This is a genomic window from Nonomuraea sp. PA05, from assembly GCF_008086045.1.
GTDB classification, from domain to species: Bacteria; Actinomycetota; Actinomycetes; order Streptosporangiales; family Streptosporangiaceae; genus Nonomuraea; species Nonomuraea monospora.
This window is the reverse complement of sequence record NZ_VSEY01000010.1, coordinates 276282-290947: the sequence shown is the minus strand read 5'-3', so window position 1 is coordinate 290947 and position 14666 is coordinate 276282. Positions and strand designations below refer to the sequence as shown.

Annotated in this window: 16 protein-coding genes; 8 read left to right on the top strand and 8 right to left on the bottom strand. The window is 72.0% G+C overall.

The window, feature by feature from the left end:
* The first annotated feature begins 53 nt into the window (after positions 1 to 53).
* Entirely contained in the window at positions 54 to 1028 is a 975-nt protein-coding gene (locus tag FXF51_RS18505; RefSeq protein WP_148435723.1) for a helix-turn-helix transcriptional regulator, read from the top strand.
* On the opposite strand, the gene FXF51_RS18500 is transcribed toward FXF51_RS18505, so the two are convergent.
* Complete coding sequence (locus FXF51_RS18500; protein WP_148435722.1) at positions 1010 to 2002, bottom strand: AraC family transcriptional regulator; 993 nt, start codon at positions 2000 to 2002, stop codon at positions 1010 to 1012. The genes FXF51_RS18505 and FXF51_RS18500 overlap by 19 nt on opposite strands.
* A 121-nt stretch (positions 2003 to 2123) precedes the next feature.
* Here FXF51_RS18500 and FXF51_RS18495 point away from each other — a divergent pair, with 121 nt between their 5' ends.
* Entirely contained in the window at positions 2124 to 3140 is a 1017-nt protein-coding gene (locus FXF51_RS18495; protein ID WP_148435721.1) for a saccharopine dehydrogenase family protein, read from the top strand.
* A gap of 21 nt (positions 3141 to 3161) precedes the next feature.
* Here the strand turns inward: FXF51_RS18495 and FXF51_RS18490 are convergent, their stop codons facing one another.
* Positions 3162 to 4049, bottom strand: a complete 888-nt coding sequence (locus tag FXF51_RS18490; RefSeq protein ID WP_148435720.1) for a LysR family transcriptional regulator — start codon at positions 4047 to 4049, stop codon at positions 3162 to 3164.
* Positions 4050 to 4242: 193 nt separating this feature from the next.
* On the opposite strand from FXF51_RS18490, the gene FXF51_RS18485 reads away from it, so the two are divergent.
* From FXF51_RS18485 to FXF51_RS18465, 5 genes are all read left to right on the top strand, one after another.
* Complete coding sequence (locus FXF51_RS18485) at positions 4243 to 5463, top strand: serine hydrolase domain-containing protein (RefSeq protein WP_148435719.1); 1221 nt, start codon at positions 4243 to 4245, stop codon at positions 5461 to 5463.
* 30 nt (positions 5464 to 5493) lie between these two features.
* On the top strand, positions 5494 to 5901 hold the full coding sequence (locus tag FXF51_RS18480) for a hypothetical protein (RefSeq protein ID WP_148435718.1): 408 nt from the start codon (positions 5494 to 5496) through the stop codon (positions 5899 to 5901).
* Between the two features lie 125 nt (positions 5902 to 6026).
* A complete protein-coding gene (locus FXF51_RS18475) occupies positions 6027 to 7622 on the top strand; it encodes an ABC transporter permease (protein WP_148435717.1) in 1596 nt (531 codons plus the stop codon).
* An 87-nt stretch (positions 7623 to 7709) separates the two neighbouring features.
* Positions 7710 to 8180 carry a pyridoxamine 5'-phosphate oxidase family protein gene (locus tag FXF51_RS18470; RefSeq protein WP_148435716.1) on the top strand — a complete coding sequence of 157 codons (471 nt, stop codon included), beginning with the start codon at positions 7710 to 7712 and terminating at the stop codon, positions 8178 to 8180.
* A complete protein-coding gene (locus FXF51_RS18465) occupies positions 8128 to 9390 on the top strand; it encodes a cytochrome P450 (RefSeq protein WP_262379617.1) in 1263 nt (420 codons plus the stop codon). Before FXF51_RS18470 ends, FXF51_RS18465 begins: the two co-directional genes overlap by 53 nt.
* Before the next feature lie 74 nt (positions 9391 to 9464).
* On the opposite strand, the gene FXF51_RS63470 is transcribed toward FXF51_RS18465, so the two are convergent.
* Both FXF51_RS63470 and FXF51_RS18455 read right to left on the bottom strand, forming a co-directional pair.
* The gene (locus FXF51_RS63470; RefSeq protein ID WP_148435715.1) at positions 9465 to 9983 is read right to left on the bottom strand and encodes an NUDIX domain-containing protein; all 519 of its coding nucleotides are present in this window, start codon (positions 9981 to 9983) and stop codon (positions 9465 to 9467) included.
* Positions 9984 to 9999: 16 nt separating this feature from the next.
* Positions 10000 to 10548, bottom strand: coding sequence for a CGNR zinc finger domain-containing protein (locus FXF51_RS18455; protein WP_187414434.1), 549 nt, complete (start codon positions 10546 to 10548; stop codon positions 10000 to 10002).
* Between the two features lie 71 nt (positions 10549 to 10619).
* Here FXF51_RS18455 and FXF51_RS18450 point away from each other — a divergent pair, with 71 nt between their 5' ends.
* Positions 10620 to 11513 carry a DMT family transporter gene (locus FXF51_RS18450; protein WP_262379616.1) on the top strand — a complete coding sequence of 298 codons (894 nt, stop codon included), beginning with the start codon at positions 10620 to 10622 and terminating at the stop codon, positions 11511 to 11513.
* 61 nt (positions 11514 to 11574) lie between these two features.
* On the opposite strand, the gene FXF51_RS18445 is transcribed toward FXF51_RS18450, so the two are convergent.
* The 4 genes from FXF51_RS18445 to FXF51_RS18430 are packed head-to-tail and all read right to left on the bottom strand — an operon-like array spanning position 11575 to position 14556.
* Positions 11575 to 11967, bottom strand: a complete 393-nt coding sequence (locus tag FXF51_RS18445) for a Fur family transcriptional regulator (RefSeq protein WP_148435713.1) — start codon at positions 11965 to 11967, stop codon at positions 11575 to 11577.
* Positions 11964 to 12836, bottom strand: a complete 873-nt coding sequence (locus FXF51_RS18440) for a metal ABC transporter permease (RefSeq protein ID WP_148435759.1) — start codon at positions 12834 to 12836, stop codon at positions 11964 to 11966. The genes FXF51_RS18445 and FXF51_RS18440 overlap by 4 nt, the downstream gene beginning before the upstream one ends.
* A complete protein-coding gene (locus FXF51_RS18435; protein ID WP_187414433.1) occupies positions 12836 to 13615 on the bottom strand; it encodes a metal ABC transporter ATP-binding protein in 780 nt (259 codons plus the stop codon). Before FXF51_RS18435 ends, FXF51_RS18440 begins: the two co-directional genes overlap by 1 nt.
* Positions 13612 to 14556, bottom strand: a complete 945-nt coding sequence (locus FXF51_RS18430; protein ID WP_262379615.1) for a metal ABC transporter substrate-binding protein — start codon at positions 14554 to 14556, stop codon at positions 13612 to 13614. The genes FXF51_RS18435 and FXF51_RS18430 overlap by 4 nt, the downstream gene beginning before the upstream one ends.
* Between the last annotated feature and the right edge of the window lie 110 nt (positions 14557 to 14666).

Below are 14666 nucleotides of genomic sequence, written 5' to 3'. Positions count from 1 at the left end.
GCCTCCCAGCGAATCACGACATCTTTTGTCGTGTATTCCGCTAATGTCATCGCATGCGTGCCGACCGGCTGGTCTCGCTGGTGCTCCTGCTGCGCCGGCACGGCCGGCTGTCCGCCACCGCGCTGGCCCGCGAGCTGGAGGTCTCCACCCGCACCGTGCTGCGCGACATCGAGGCGCTGTCCGCGGCCGGCGTCCCCGTCTACGCCGAACGCGGCAGGCACGGCGGCTTCGCGCTGCTGCCCGGCTTCCGCACCGAGCTGACCGGGCTGAACCCCGACGAGGCGCTGGCCCTGCTGGTCGCCGGGTCGCGGCGCGGCGCGCAGGCGTTCGGCCTCGGCTCGGCGCTCGCCTCCGCGATGCTCAAGGTGGTCGACGCGCTGCCCAAGAGCTACCAGGACACCGCGGCCGGCGCGGCCGGGCGGCTGCTCATCGACCCGGAGACCGACCTGCTGTCGCGACGGCTGGTCGAGGAGGAGGTGCCCGACGCCGTCGCGGCCGAGGTCCTGCGGGCGGTGTTCGCCGGGCACCGGCTGCGCATCCACTACGCCGCCGCCGGACAGGACGCGAAGTGGCGCACGGTGGACCCGATCGGGCTGGTCACCATTCGCGACAAGGGTTACCTGCTGGCCACGCGGGAGGGTGAGGACCGCACCTACCGGCTGTCCAGGGTCCTGGCCGCCGAGCGGCTCGCCGAGCCCGCCCAGCGGCCGGAGCGGGTCGATCTGGACCGGGCCTGGCAGGAGCGCAGTACGCGGTTCAGGGCTGGTGGCGACCAGGTCAGCGTGGTGGTGCGGATGGCCGCGGGGCGGCGGGAGGAGCTGCTGGGCACGGCGCTGGACGTGCTCGCCGAGGAGGCCGGGGCGGACGGTCGGCTGCGGCTGGAGGTGACCTTCCAGGATCCGAGGCACGCGGTGTGGGCGTTGTGGCAGCTCGGGATGGACGCCGAAGCCCTGGAGCCGCCGTGGTTGCGCGCCGCCCTGCGCGACCGCGCCGCCGCGATCGCCACCCGCTACGCGGACTCGTCCTGAACCGGCCCGTCCTGAACCGGCCCGTCCTGAACCGGCCCGTCCTGAATCGGCTCGTCCTGAATCGGCTCGTTGCGGTAGCGGCCGGGGGCGGTGCCGAACTCGCGCTTGAACGCCTTGGCGAAGGCGAACTCGGTGGCGTACCCCGTCCGCTCCGCCACCGACCGCAGCGGCAGGTCCGTGTCGCGTAGCAGCCGCGCCGCCGTGGTCATCCGCCACCACGTCAGGTACGCCAGCGGCGGCACGCCCACCTTGCCCGCGAACCGCTGCGCGAACGCCGCCCGCGACAATCCCGCCGCGCCGGCCAGTGACTGCACCGTCCACGGGGTCGCCGGATGCTGGTGGATGGCCCGCAGCGCCGCCGTGACGGCCGGGTCGCGCAGGGCCGCGCCCCAGCCGGTGGCCACGTCGTCGGGCTGGCTCTCGTACCAGGCGCGCAGGATGTAGACGAGCAGCACGTCGAGCAGCGCCGACGTGGCCGTCTCGAACCCCTGGGCGGGGACGGAGTCGAGCTCCTGACCGAGCAGCTCCACGGCGCCCCTGAGCGCGGGGTGGCCGCCGATCCTGGCAGGCAGGTGCATGACGTCGGGCAGCTCGGTCAGCAGCGGGTGCAGCCTCGACTGGTCGAGCCGGTACGCGCCGCACAACATCTCCGTCAGCGGGCCAGGGCCGTCCTGGCGCAGGCTGCCGATGGGGGAGCCGTCCTCGTACGTGGGGGTGGCCTCGGCCAGCGGTGTCGTGACCGCGTCCGCGAGGCCGTGACCGAGCTCGCGCGGCAGGAACACCACGTCGCCCACCCCGAGCCTGACCGGCTCGCCGGAGGCGGGCAGCAGCCAGCACGAGCCCTGAAGGATCACGTGGAACCCGGCGCCCTGCAGCGGCTGGAAGCGCACGCCCCAGGGGGCGCGCATGCGCGTCCGCGAGGCGTGCGGCAGGCCGGTGCGCATGGCGGTGATGGCGTCGCTGAGCACGTCCATGTCCGTACGGTAGCGGGTGGCGCCTCGTTTGTGGACGATCGGACATGGTGCGTGGATCTGCAGACATGGTTATGCGTCCCGCTTCCTCCTAGCGTGAGCTGCGTAAACGAAGGAGGAGACGATGCAGGTCGCGATTCACGGAGCCAGCGGGTTCACTGGACGGCTCACGGTGGCGGAGGTTCGGCGGCGCGGGTTCACGCCGGTGCTCGTCGGACGCTCGGAGGAGAGGCTGCGGAGCATCGCCGCCGACGGGGAGGCGGTCAGGGTGGCCGGGCTGGACGAGCCCGGGGCGCTGGCGGCGGCGTTCGAGGACTGCGCGGTGGTGATCAACTGTGCCGGGCCGTTCACGGTGCTGGGGGAGCCGGTCATCCGGGCCGCCATCGCGGCCGGGACCCACTACCTCGACACCACCGGGGAGCAGCACTACATCAGGAGTATCCTCGACGGGCTGGACGCGGACGCCGCGCGGGCCGGGGTGACCGTCGTGCCCGCCATGGCCGACGACGGCGGGCCGGGGGACATGATCGCCCACCTGGTGGCCGAGCGTGTGGGCCCGGAGGTGGCCGAGGTGCTGGTGGCGGATCTGCGGGGGCGCGGCGTGGCGTCACGGGGGACGGCCCGGTCGATGGCGGCGGTGTTCGGCCAGGGGGCGCTGGCGTACACGGACGGTCGCTGGCACCCCGCCGAGGAGACCTCCGGCTCGATCGCCGTGCCGGGGGAGGACGGCGAGGTGCCCGTGGCCGTGTTCGCACTGCCCGGCGTGGTGACGATCCCCCGGCACGTGGCCGCGCGGCGGGTGCGGAGCGTGATCCGTACCGAGGCGGCGGCGATGTTCTCCGCTCTGACGCCCGACGTCGTGGACGGCGTTCCGGAGATCCCGGACGAGGGGGGCAGGCGGGCGTCGCGCTGGCTGATGCTGGCCGAGGCGAGCGGGGAGGACGGCAAGCGGGTGCGGGGGTGGGTGACGGGCGCCGACCCTTACGGCCTGACGGCGGTGATCGCGGTGGAGGGGGCTCGCCGGTTGGCCGTGGACGGCGCGGCGGCGGGGGCGCTGACGCCCGCCCAGGCGTTCGGCCCGGCCTCGTTCCTCGACCACCTGACCGGCCATGGCGTCACCTGGCAGGTGGCCCCGGCCTGACGCCCGCCTGGCGCGCGTGGTTCAGAGGGACAGGGGGCCGAGGTCGGCGACGACTCGGGCGAAGGCCCGGATGACCTCGTTCTCGGCCTCGGTGCGCCACACCACGGCGTACCGGAGCGCCTCGACGTCCCGGACGGGCAGGTAGACGATGTCCGGCCGCGCCCAGTAACGCCGCATGTGCGCGGGGAAGAGGTTGACGATCTCCCCGACGCTGGCCAGGGTGAGGATCTCCTCGGCGTTGCGGACCAGGGGGCCGCGCTCGATCAGGTGCCCCGAGCGGGTGTGGGACGGGACGAACCCCTCCGCCCAGTAGTCGGGCCTGGACGGGGCGTCGGAGTGCTGGAAGTCGGCGAGCGTCTCCAGCGAGACGGAGCTGCGCCGGGTCAGCTCGTGGTCGGCGGCCACGGCCAGCACCCGCGTGTCGGCGAACAGGACAGGCCCCACCGTCAGGTCGGGCTCCTCGACCGGCAGCCAGCAGATCAGCGCGTCGAGGTCGCCGCCGCGCAACCCGGCGAACGGGTCGACGAAGGAGGCGTGCTGCACCTGCATCCGGTAACCGGGGTGCCGGGCGCGGAAGGTGTCCCAGTACGGGCGCAGGTCATGGGCGTTGATGGACATCATGCCGACGCGCAGCACGGCCGTGGCGCCCCGCGCGGCCAGCCTGGCGCGCCGGATCCCGTCCTGGAGGCCGGCGTGGACGGGCGAGAGGTCGTCGCGCAGCTGCCGCCCGAGCGGGGTCAGCCGGACCGTCCGGGTGGTGCGTTCGAACAGCGGGGCGCCGATCTGGCGTTCCTGCTTCTTGATGGCCTGGGTGATGCGGGCGGGGCTCACGCGCAGCAGCTCGGCGGTGCGGCCGAAGTGCAGCTCCCCGGCCAGGGTGAGGAAGATCTCGATGTCGCGGAGTTCCACGGTCCTCCCTTTCTTCACCCAGCGGTTAATGCAGCCTTGCGCACTTTGTCGTTGTTCTGGCTGGTGGTTCGCGCCGATCCTAGTGGCCGGACGCTCGCTCCCCCACGTCAGCCGCCATGTCAGGACGGCGACGGCCCGGCATCAGGACGAGCGGCGATGGTGAACACCACAACTTCGGTTCAAGGAGATTCTGATGAGCAACGGCTTCACTGTCGCGGGGCTGCGCAGGCTGCGTGAGGTGCTCGCCAGGCACGTCGACTCCGGGAAGATCCCGGGCCTGGTCGCGCTGGTCAGCCGCAACGGCCAGACGCACGTCGAGGCGCTCGGCACGATGCGGCACGACGGCGGCGCGCCCATGCAGCGCGACACCATCTTCCGGATGGCCTCCACCTCCAAGCCGCTGTCGATCGCGGCGGCGGCGGTGCTGCTGGACGAGTGCCGGTTGCGGCTGGACGACGTGGTGGACCCGTGGCTGCCCGAGCTGGCCGACCGCCAGGTGCTCACCAGCCCCGGCGCAGAGCTGGACGACACGGTGCCGGCCCGCCGCCCGATCACCGTCCGGGACGTGCTGACCTGCACCTTCGGCCTCGGCATGGACTTCACGGCGCTGGGCAGGCCGATCATGAACGCCATCTTCGAGAAGGGCCTGACCCCCAACCTGCCGGTCGAGGTGCCCGAGCAGGACGAGTGGATGCGCCGCCTCGGCGAGCTGCCGCTGATGTACCAGCCGGGCGAGCAGTGGCAGTACCACCTCGGCAGCGACCTGACCGGCGTGCTGGTCTCCCGGGTGACCGGCCAGTCGTTCGAGGGCTTCCTGCGTGAGCGGATCTTCGAGCCGCTCGGCATGAAGGACACCGGCTTCCACGTCCCCGCCGAGAAGATCGACCGGCTGCCCACCCTGTACGCCCCCGACCCGGCCACCGGCGAGTTCCTGGTCTGGGACGAGGCCAAGGGCGGCCGCTGGAGCACCCCGCCCGCGTTCCAGGGTGGCGGCGGCGGGCTGGTGTCCACCGCCGACGACTACCACGCCTACTTCCAGATGCTGCTCAACGGCGGCGTGCACAACGGCAGGCGGATCCTGTCGAGGCCGGTCGTCGAGCTGATGACCACCAACCGGCTCACCCCTGAGCAGAACGCCCCCCGCACAGAGCTGGCCCGCAACAACGTGCACATCTCCTTCGGCCAGGGCCAGCAGGGCGGCTGGGGCCTCGGCATGGCGGTGCGCACCTATCGCGGCGACTACGCCCCCGTCGGCCAGTTCGGCTGGGACGGCGGCAGCGGCACCTCCGCCTACGCCGACCCGGTCAACGGGCTCAGCGGCATCCTGCTCTGCCAGCTCGGCTACTCCGTGCCGAACCCGGCCCACCTGATGAACGACTTCTGGACGACCGTCTACCAGTCCCTCGACAACTGACCTCCGCCACGTCCCAAGGAAGGCACCGCCATGTCGATCACCCTCACCGACCAGCACAAGGCCACTCTCCGCACCGCCGCCTACGGCGCCGTCTCGCTGATCGCCGCCGCCGACGCCGCCGGCAAGCCGCACAAGGCCGCCACCGAGGGCAGCATCGCCCTGGCCTCCGCCACCGGCCAGATCGGGCACGTGCTCGCCGCGAAGACCAAGGACATCGACCTGGGCGGCAAGTCCGTCGCCCAGCTCGCCGACCAGGTGCTGCCGGCCCTGGCCGCGTCCATGAGCCTGCTCAGGCAGCAGGACCCGGCGGAGGCCGACAACTTCTACCGCACCGTCCGCGTCGCCGTCGAGGCCGCCACCCGCGCCCACCAGGGCGAGCCCGGCCCCACGGTGGCGGACATGGCCCGCAAGATCACCGAAGCGCTCGACGCCTCCTGATGGGTGACCGCTTGTCGGCCGACTATACGTGGGTATAGCGTTCTGTTCACAAGAACAGTTGGCTATACCCATGAATAGGAGCTGGTCGCGGTGAACGGACCGCTCGACCGCCGCCGGGAGAGCCCGTGAACGGCACCGGCACCCTCGCCCGCCTCGCCCTGCGCCGCGAACGAGGCATCGCCCCCTGGTGGATCCTGCTGATCGTGTCCATGGCCCTGACGATGGTCGCCTACATCAACAGGAACATGGGCACGTACGAGCTGAAGGTCACCTACCTCCAGGTCATCGAGCGCAGCGCCTTCCTGCACGCCCTCGGCGGCGGCGTCGTCGAACCGCGCCTGGAGGTGCTCGCCACCTGGCGCAGCGGCGGCTTCCTCTACGTGGCCGGCGCGTTCGCCGCCGTCATGTCCGTCATCCGCCACACCCGCCGCGAGGAGGACGCGGGCCGCAGCGAGCTGGTCCTGGCGGGGACGGTCGCCCGGCACGCCCCGCTCACCGCCGCCACGCTCGTCGCAGGCGGCATCAGCCTCGCCGCCGGCCTCCTCACCGCCGTCGCGCTCATCGCCGTCGGCCTCGAACCGGCCGGGTCTCTCGCGTACGGCGCCGCCATCACCGTCGTCGGCTGGCTGTTCGGCGGCATCGCGGCCGTCGCCGCCCAGCTCGCCCGCAACGCCCACACCGCCACCGCCATCAGCCTCACCATCCTGGGCGCCGCCTACGTGCTGCGCTTCGCGGGCGACGCGACGGGGCTGCCGTGGCTGAAGTACCTGTCGCCGGTGGGCTGGGGTCACCTGGTGGCGCCGTACCAGGACCAGCGCTGGTGGCTGGCCGCCGTCCTGGCTCTGGTCGCGGCGCTCCTGTACGTGGCCGCGTACCGGCTGCTCGCCCACCGCGACCTCGGCGCCGGCCTCCTCCCCGAACGCGCCGGCCGCGACTCGGCCCCCTCGCTGCGCGGCCCGGTCAGCCTGGCCTGGCGGCTGCACCGGGGGCTCCTGATCAGATGGGCGGCAGGCGTCGCGGTGTTCTCCGTCTTCGCGGGCGCCCTCAGCCCGCTGGCCCGGGACCTGGTCTCCCGGCCGAGCGTCATCGTCGGCAACATCTCGCGGTTCCTCGGCGTTCCCGCGGGCGCGTCGATGCTCAGCGGCTACGTCTGGTACCTCGTCCTCATCCTCGCCTACGCCGTCGCCCTCTACCCGGCGCTCATGACGCTGCGGCTGCGCTCCGAGGAGACCTCCGGCCGCGCCGAACCCCTCCAGGCGACCCCGCTGACCCGCCTGCGCTGGGCCGCCGGGCACCTCCTCGTCACCGCCCTCGGCACGGCCGGGCTCATGGCCGTGGCCGGCGCTGTCTTCGGCCTGATCTACTCCCTGACCGTCGGCTCCCTCGTCACCGACCTGCCCGCCTTCGTGGCCGGGGCGCTCAGCACCGTTCCCGCGGCCTGGTGCGTGGGGGGTGTGTGCGTGCTGGCTTATGGGCTGGCGCCGAGGGCTGCGGTGGTGGTGGGGTGGCTTGCCTGGATCCTCACCACCGGGTTGGGGCAGGTCGCCGGGCCGCTGTACGGGATGTGGGGCGGTAGTCCGGTGGAGCCGTTCCACTATGTCGGGAATGCGATGATCGAGCCCGCCTTCCAGCTCGTCCCTACGGTGGGTCTGCTCGCCGTCACGGCCCTGCTCACGGCCGGCGGGCTGCTCGCCCTGCGCCGTCGGGACTTCGGCGTCTGAGAGGGGCTGGCGGGGGATCGAGGCTGCGTACAGGATGGGCTCGGAAGAGACCCGCACCGGCCGGGAGGCCTCGTGACGCTTGCCGACATGGCCAGAAGCATCATCGACAGCAACCGGTACATGGTCCTGGGCACCGTGGACCCGGACGGACGGCCTCGCGTGTCGCCCGTGTACTTCGCGCCCGACGGTTACGACACCATGTTCTGGATCTCCTCGCCGGCGTCGCACCACTCGCGCAACATCGCCGAACGGCCCGAGATCAGCGTCGTGATCTTCGACTCCGGTGTGCCGGTGGGCGGCGGGGCTCAGGCCGTCTACCTGCTGGCCACCGCTGCCCGGGTTCCGGACGAAGAGCTCGACCGGCACGTGGAGACGGCCTGCCGGGCCAGGTTCCCCGAGCAGGAGCCGTTCCCCGCCGAGGAGTTGCGGCCGCCGGCGGAGCTGCGGCTGTATCGGGCGCGGGTCACGGAGCATTCCGTGCACATCCGGGGGAGTGACCCGGTCCATGGCAAGGGGGTCGACTCGCGGCTCGTCGTGGACCTGGGAGGACTGGGATGACGGCATGGGAGAGGACGACGACGCGATGATCACCTACAACCCCAACGACCCCGCCTCGCACCGCGACCCGTTCCCGGCCTACCGGCGGCTGCGCGACGAACGACCCGTCTACCGCAACGACGAGCTCGACTTCTGGGCCGTCTCCCGGCACGCCGACGTCTCCGCCGCCTGGCGCGACCCTGCGGGCTTCTCCTCCGACCACGGGCCCGCCCTGGAGGAATGGGCCCCCGACGCCGCCCGGACGGCGGGTTTCGTCGCCATGGACCCTCCCCGGCACACGCACCGGCGCCGGCTGATCTCCCAGGGGTTCACCCCCGCCGCCGTCCGCCGCCTCGAACCTGACATCCGCCGTCTCACTCACACCCACCTCCGCCCCCTGCTGGACCACGGCGGCCCGTTCGACTTCACTGACCTCGCCGCTGCCATCCCCGTCGACGTCATCTCCGAACTCATCGGAGTCCCCTTACCGGACCGGCCCCTGCTGCAGCGGCTCAGCCGGCAGATCATGACCCGCGACGACCCGGACGGCCACACCACCCCCGCCATGAGCCAGGCCACCGCCGACATGGCCGCCTACTACGCCGCCTTGATCGCCGAACGCCGCGCGCGACCCCGCGACGACCTGGTCACCGCGCTGCTGCACGCGGAAGCCGACGGCGAACGACTCGCGGACCAGGACATCGTCGCCACCCTCATCCTGCTCGGCATCGCCGGGAACGAGACCACCAGCAAGCTGCTGAGCACCGCCTGGCGATGCGCCTGGCAGCACCCCGAGCAACGCCGACGCGTCTGGGCCGGCGAAACCGACGTCAGCGCCTGGGTGGAGGAGACCCTCCGCTACGAAGGGCCGGCACAGTACGTCGCCCGGCGCGTCACCCGGCCCACAACCCTGCACGGCGTCGTCGTGCCCGCCGGCGCGCGCATCCTCCTGCTGGTCGGCGCGGCCAACCGCGACGAGCGCGTCTTCCCTGACGCCGACCGTTACGACCTGAGCAGGGACACCGGCCGTGCCCTGGCCTTCGGGCTGGGGCATCATTTCTGCTTGGGGGCTTCGCTGGCTCGGCTGGAGGCCACGACCGTGCTGCGGGAGCTGGTGCGGGTGGTCGAGGCTGACTACGAAGTCGACCTGGGGGCGGCGTCCTGGGCGGCCAGCCCCATGAGGGGGCATTCGCGTCTGCCCACCATGGTCAAGCAGCGGCTCGCCTTCTGACGGGCCGTGCACCGCCGAGGTCGCGTCCGGAGGGGTGCGGGGATCTCTTCATGACCGTGCGGTTCCACCGCGAGCTACTCCGCCCGGTGGGACAGCCGTCTCGCGTACGCGCGGATGTGCGGCCGATCTTGGGGAAAGGCGCCCTCCCAGTCCTCCGTGAGAGGGACCCAGGCCACAGGCTGACCGCTCTCCTCCACGAGCCGCACCGGCCGGTGCACGACGGCCCCGTAGGACAAGCCGAGCGTGAGGCTCAAATCGGGGTGGTAGGAGCGGACCGTGACCGCCGCCGGAGCGTCCAGCAGATCGACGGAGATGCCCGTCTCCTCGAGTAGTTCGCGGCGGGCGGCCTCTCGCGGGCTCTCGCCGGGCTCTACCCGGCCGCCCGGTGGCACCCAGCCGCGCTGGCGGTGCTTGACCAGGAGCACGTGCTGGAAGGTTTCGTCGAAGACCCATGCCTCGGCTCCGAGCGGGTCCATCGGGCCCTGCAGCGCCGTTTCCAGCCAGGCGTGTGCGTTGTCCAGCTCGACTTCTGCTCTGCGGGCGTCCTGTGCGGCGGCTCGCAAGGTGTTCTGGTCCGGCCCACGCTGATTCATCGCACTCAGCCCCGGGTCAGGCTCGCCGCCGGGCGCGGTAGGCGGCCACGTGCATGCGGTTGCCGCACGTCCGGCTGTCGCAATACACGCGCGACCGATTACGCGACTCATCCACGAACACCCGGTCACAGTCGGGCGCCGAGCAGGTGCGCAGGCGTTCCACCTCGCCTTCGACGAGCAGGTGGGCCAGGGCGACGCCGCAGTCGGCCGCGACGTGCTCGGCGAGGGTGGCGTCGGCGGCGAAGTAGTGGACGTGCAGCGGGTGGCCGTCGTGCTCCGTGAGGCGCGGGGTGATGCGGGTCTCGGACAGGAGCGCGTTGAGGGTGCGGACGGCTGTGGGCTGGTCGGGGGCGGTGAAGACGCGGTGGAAGGCCTCGCGCACCATGCGGACCTGGCCCAGGTCGCGGGCGGTGAGTTTGCCGACGCCGCTGACCTTGCGGGACTCGACGAACGCTTGCAGCTCGGCCAGGCCGGACAGGCCTTCGTCGCCGCCGGTGGACGGCGAGGTGTTGACCAGTTCGACAACGGTGGCCAGCGAATGCACCATGTCATGGCCAAACGGCATGTTGACTCCTGTCCGGGCCGGGTTCTAGCGTGGTCGCAGCGTATCTCCTGTACGGGGTTCGGGGGGTTTCCGTGAGTGCACATCGCCGTATCGTGCTGATCGCGATCATCGGTGCGCTCGTCATCTCCACCTCCGCTCCCCTCGTTCGGTTATCAGGTGTATCGCCCGCGACCTCGGCGTTGTTCCGGTGCGCGTACGCGGTGCCGCCCATGCTGCTGCTGGCCTGGCTGGAGCGGCGGCGGCTCGGGCCGCTGCCGCGCAGGGCGGTGCTGATGTCGTGGGGCGCCGGGGCGGTGTTCTCGCTCGACCTGCTGTTCTGGCATCACGCGATCGACTACGTGGGCGCCGGGCTGGCGACGGTGCTGGGGAATCTGCAGGTGTTCATCGTGGCGTTCGCCGCGTGGGCGTTGTTCGGGGAGCGGCCGTCCACGCCGTTGATGGCGGGGACGCCGGTGGTGTTCGCGGGGGTCGTGCTGATCTCCGGGGTCTTCGACAGCGCCGCCTACGGCAGCGATCCGTTGCTGGGGGTGGCCGCCGGGGTGGCGACCTCGCTGTCGTACGCGGCCTATCTGCTGCTGCTCAAGGGCGGGTCCGACAGGGCGGCCGGGCCGCTGGCGCACGCGACGGTGGTGGCGACGGTGGCGATCGCTCTGCTCAGCCCGTTGTTCGGGGGAGCGGAGTTCGTGCCGAGCTGGCCGGCGCACGGGTGGCTGCTGGTGCTCGCGCTGGGGCCGCAGGTGCTGGGGTGGACGCTGATCACGTACACGCTGCCGCGCCAGCCCGCCGCGCTCACGTCGCTGCTGCTGCTCGTGCAGCCCATGTCCACCGTGGCGATCTCCACGGTGGCGCTCGGCGAGCGGCCGTCGGTGTTGCAGCTCGCCGGGTGCGTGGTGGTCGTGCTGGGGGTGCTGTACGGCTCCCGCCGGCCCGCTGCCGCCAAGGTCCCCGTACAGGTGGATGGCTGACGAAGGCGGTCAGCCCGTGCGGGCGGGAGCCTCCGTACAGGTGGATGGCTGACGAAGGCGATCAGCCCGTGCGGGCGGGAGCCGTGGAGCAGGACGAGCAGGTGCCGAAGACCTCGACCGTGTGGGTGATCTCGGTGAAGCCGTGCTCGCTGCCCACCGCCTCGGCCCACCGCTCCACGGCCGGCCCCGCCACCTCCACGGTGCGCCCGCACTTGCGGCACACCAGATGGTGATGGTGGGTGTCGGTCGCGCACGCGCGGTAGACGGACTCGCCGTCGTCGGTGCGCAGCACGTCGACCTGGCCCTTGTCGGCCAGTGCCTGCAACGCCCGGTAGACGGTCGTCAGCCCGATCTTCGCCCCGTGCAGGCGCATCTCGGCATAGACGTCCTGCGCGCTACGGAAACCCTCGCTCTGGCGGAGGGTGTCGTGCACTGCATCGCGCCTCGTGGTCATGCGACCTCCTCGACGCGCAGCTTTGGTCGCTCGCTCAATGTCGACTCCTGGGTACGGCCTCGGCGTACGAATTTACCGACACCGAGGGCCAGGACGAAGCCGGCGAGCGCAAGAAGCACGATCGCGGCGCCCGGCGGGACCTTCGCGGAGTAGGTGGAGGCGAGCAGGCCGCCCACGGAGGCGATCACGCCGAACAGCATGGCGAGCCCCATAGTGGTACGGAAGCCGCGGGTGAGCTGCTGGCTGGTGGCCACCGGGATGACCATGAGGGCGCTGACGAGCAGCAGGCCGACGACGCGCATGGCGATGACGACGGTGAGGGCGGCGGTGACGGCGATGAGCAGGCTCAGGAACCGGACGGGCAGGCCGCTGGCCTTGGCCATCTCCTCGTCCTGGCAGAGCACGAACAGCTCCCTGCCGAAGATCAGGACCACCGCGATGACGGCGATGGCGAGGGCGGCGATGACCCAGATGTCCTCGACGGTGACGCTGGCGATGGCGCCGAACAGGTAGGAGTTCAGCTTGGCGTTGCTGCCGCCGGGCGCGATGCCCATGAGCATGACGCCGCCCGCGATGCCGCCGTAGAACAGCAGCGCCAGCGCCACGTCGCCGCTGGTGCGCCCGCGCGCCCTGACGAGCTCGATGGCGACGGCGCCGGCGATGGAGACGATCACGGCGGTGAGGACGGGCGCGGTGCCGGTCAGAAAGCCGAGCGCGACGCCGGTCAGCGCCACGTGCCCGATGCCGTCGCCCAGCAGCGACAGCCGCCGCTGCACGATGAACGTGCCGACGGCGGGCGCGCAGAGCCCCACCAGCAGTGCCGCGATGAGCGCGAGCTGGAAGAGCTCCTCCTGGAGCAGTTCGAAGATCACCTTGGTTCCCCCTGCCACCCGGTGAGCGGGCCCCCCACGGGCTCCTCGGCGTGCGGGTGCTGGTGTTCGTGGCCCGGCCTGGCGCAGTCGCCCTCCGGGCGGGGCGGCCGGCCGTCGTGGGCGACGCGGCCCTCGCGGATCACCACGCCGCGCGTGATGACGGGCTCCAGCGGGCCCAGCTCGTGCGCCACGAGCACCACGGTCTTCCCGGCCCGGACGAGCCCGGCCAGCGTGTCGGCGAGCAACTGCTGGGTCTCGGCGTCCACGCCCGCGGTGGGCTCGTCCATCACGTACGTGTCGGGCTCCCCGGCCAGCGCCCTGGCGATGAGCACCCGCTGCTGCTGCCCCCCTGACAGCGACTGCACGGGGTCACCGGCCCGGTCGGCGAGCCTGACCGCCTCCAGGGCGTCGGCGACGGCGGCCTTGTCGGCGGCGCTGGTCCTGCGCAGCCTGCTCTGCCGGGCGATCCGGCCCGAGGCGACGACCTCGCGCACGGTGGCGGGCACGCCGCCGCCGACCTGGAGCCGCTGCGGCACGTAGCCGATGCGCCACCAGTCGCGGAACCTGCCGGGCGGCGCGCCGTACACCAAGGTCCGGCCGCCGGTCAGCGGCGTGAGGCCGAGGAGCGCGCGGACCAGCGTCGACTTGCCCGAGCCGTTGGCGCCCAGGAGGGCGACGACCTCCCCGGGACAGACGGTCAGGTCGATCCCTCGAAGGACGGGCTTGCCATCGAAGGAGACCCGGCCGTCGGTCATCGCGAAGGCCGTTTCGCTCATGCCGTACACCCCAGTGCTGTTTGTAGTGTTTTGAGGTTATCGCGCATGGCGGACAGGTAATCCCCGGAGGGCTTGCTCTCCAGCGGGTCGAGCACCGCCGTCTTGGCGCCGACCTGGCCGGCGAGCACCTCGGCCACCTTCGGGCTGACCAGGGACTCGGTGAAGATCGTGGTGACGCCCTCGGCCTTGGCCAGCTTGGCCACCTCCGACAGGCGGGTGGGCGACGGCTCGGTCTCGGGGTCGAGCGTGATGCCGACCTGCTTGAGCTTGTACCGGTCCGCCAGGTAGCCGAACGCCTCGTGCGCGGTGACCAGCGTCTTGGACTTGCAGGTGGTCAGGCCCTGGGTGAACTCCTGGTCGAGCGCGCCCAGCGTGGCGGCCGTCTTGGCGGCGCGGTCCTTGAAGCCCTGGGCGTGCGCGGGGTCGGCCGTGGCCAGGCGCTCGCCGAGCTTGGTGGCGACGGTGGCCAGGCGCGACGGGTCGAGCCACAGGTGCGGGTCGTAGGAGAGCTCCTCGTGCCCGTGCTCCTCCTCGCCGCCCTCCTCCTCGGCGTGCTCGCCCGCGGGGATGGTGGTGACGGCGGTGGCGGCGTCGAAGCTGGTCTCCGGGTCCACGGCGTCGTCCACGGCCGGCTGGATGCCCTTGATGTAGACGGTGAGCGCGGCCTTCTTGAGCTCGGTGACCTGCTGGATGCTCAGCTCCAGGTCGTGCGGCTCGACGCCGGGGGCGGTCAGGCCGGTCACGGTCGCGTCGGATCCCCCGACCTGCTCGGTCAGCCACTGCAGCGGATAGAACGCGGCCACGACCTCGGGCTTGCCGCCGCCAGAGGCGGAGGGGGAGGGGGAGGTCTCAGCGGAGCCGGAGCCGCAGGCGGCGGTGGTGAGCAGGGAAGCTGCGGCCAGCAGACCGACAGCGCTCGACCGGGAAAATCCTGACATCATGTGAGTCAGTATGCGTCGAAATGAAAACGGTTGTCAAAATCTGGCTATGCTGGTGGGCTGCCGACGTCGCTGAGGGCCCTGATGGCGGGGGTGGGATGCCGACGGCGGCT

Bases quoted from the DNA above. Each gene is read 5' to 3' on its own strand.
- FXF51_RS18500 (WP_148435722.1), bottom strand. From the start codon at position 2,002: ATGGACGTGCTCAGCGACGCCATCACCGCCATGCGCACCGGCCTGCCG.
- FXF51_RS18435 (WP_187414433.1), bottom strand. From the start codon at position 13,615: ATGAGCGAAACGGCCTTCGCGATGACCGACGGCCGGGTCTCCTTCGAT.
- FXF51_RS18505 (WP_148435723.1), top strand. From the start codon at position 54: ATGCGTGCCGACCGGCTGGTCTCGCTGGTGCTCCTGCTGCGCCGGCAC.
- FXF51_RS18480 (WP_148435718.1), top strand. From the start codon at position 5,494: ATGTCGATCACCCTCACCGACCAGCACAAGGCCACTCTCCGCACCGCC.
- FXF51_RS18445 (WP_148435713.1), bottom strand. From the start codon at position 11,967: ATGACCACGAGGCGCGATGCAGTGCACGACACCCTCCGCCAGAGCGAG.
- FXF51_RS18485 (WP_148435719.1), top strand. From the start codon at position 4,243: ATGAGCAACGGCTTCACTGTCGCGGGGCTGCGCAGGCTGCGTGAGGTG.
- FXF51_RS18455 (WP_187414434.1), bottom strand. From the start codon at position 10,548: ATGCCGTTTGGCCATGACATGGTGCATTCGCTGGCCACCGTTGTCGAA.
- FXF51_RS18495 (WP_148435721.1), top strand. From the start codon at position 2,124: ATGCAGGTCGCGATTCACGGAGCCAGCGGGTTCACTGGACGGCTCACG.
- FXF51_RS18465 (WP_262379617.1), top strand. From the start codon at position 8,128: ATGGCAAGGGGGTCGACTCGCGGCTCGTCGTGGACCTGGGAGGACTGG.
- FXF51_RS63470 (WP_148435715.1), bottom strand. From the start codon at position 9,983: ATGAATCAGCGTGGGCCGGACCAGAACACCTTGCGAGCCGCCGCACAG.
- FXF51_RS18470 (WP_148435716.1), top strand. From the start codon at position 7,710: ATGGCCAGAAGCATCATCGACAGCAACCGGTACATGGTCCTGGGCACC.
- FXF51_RS18430 (WP_262379615.1), bottom strand. From the start codon at position 14,556: ATGATGTCAGGATTTTCCCGGTCGAGCGCTGTCGGTCTGCTGGCCGCA.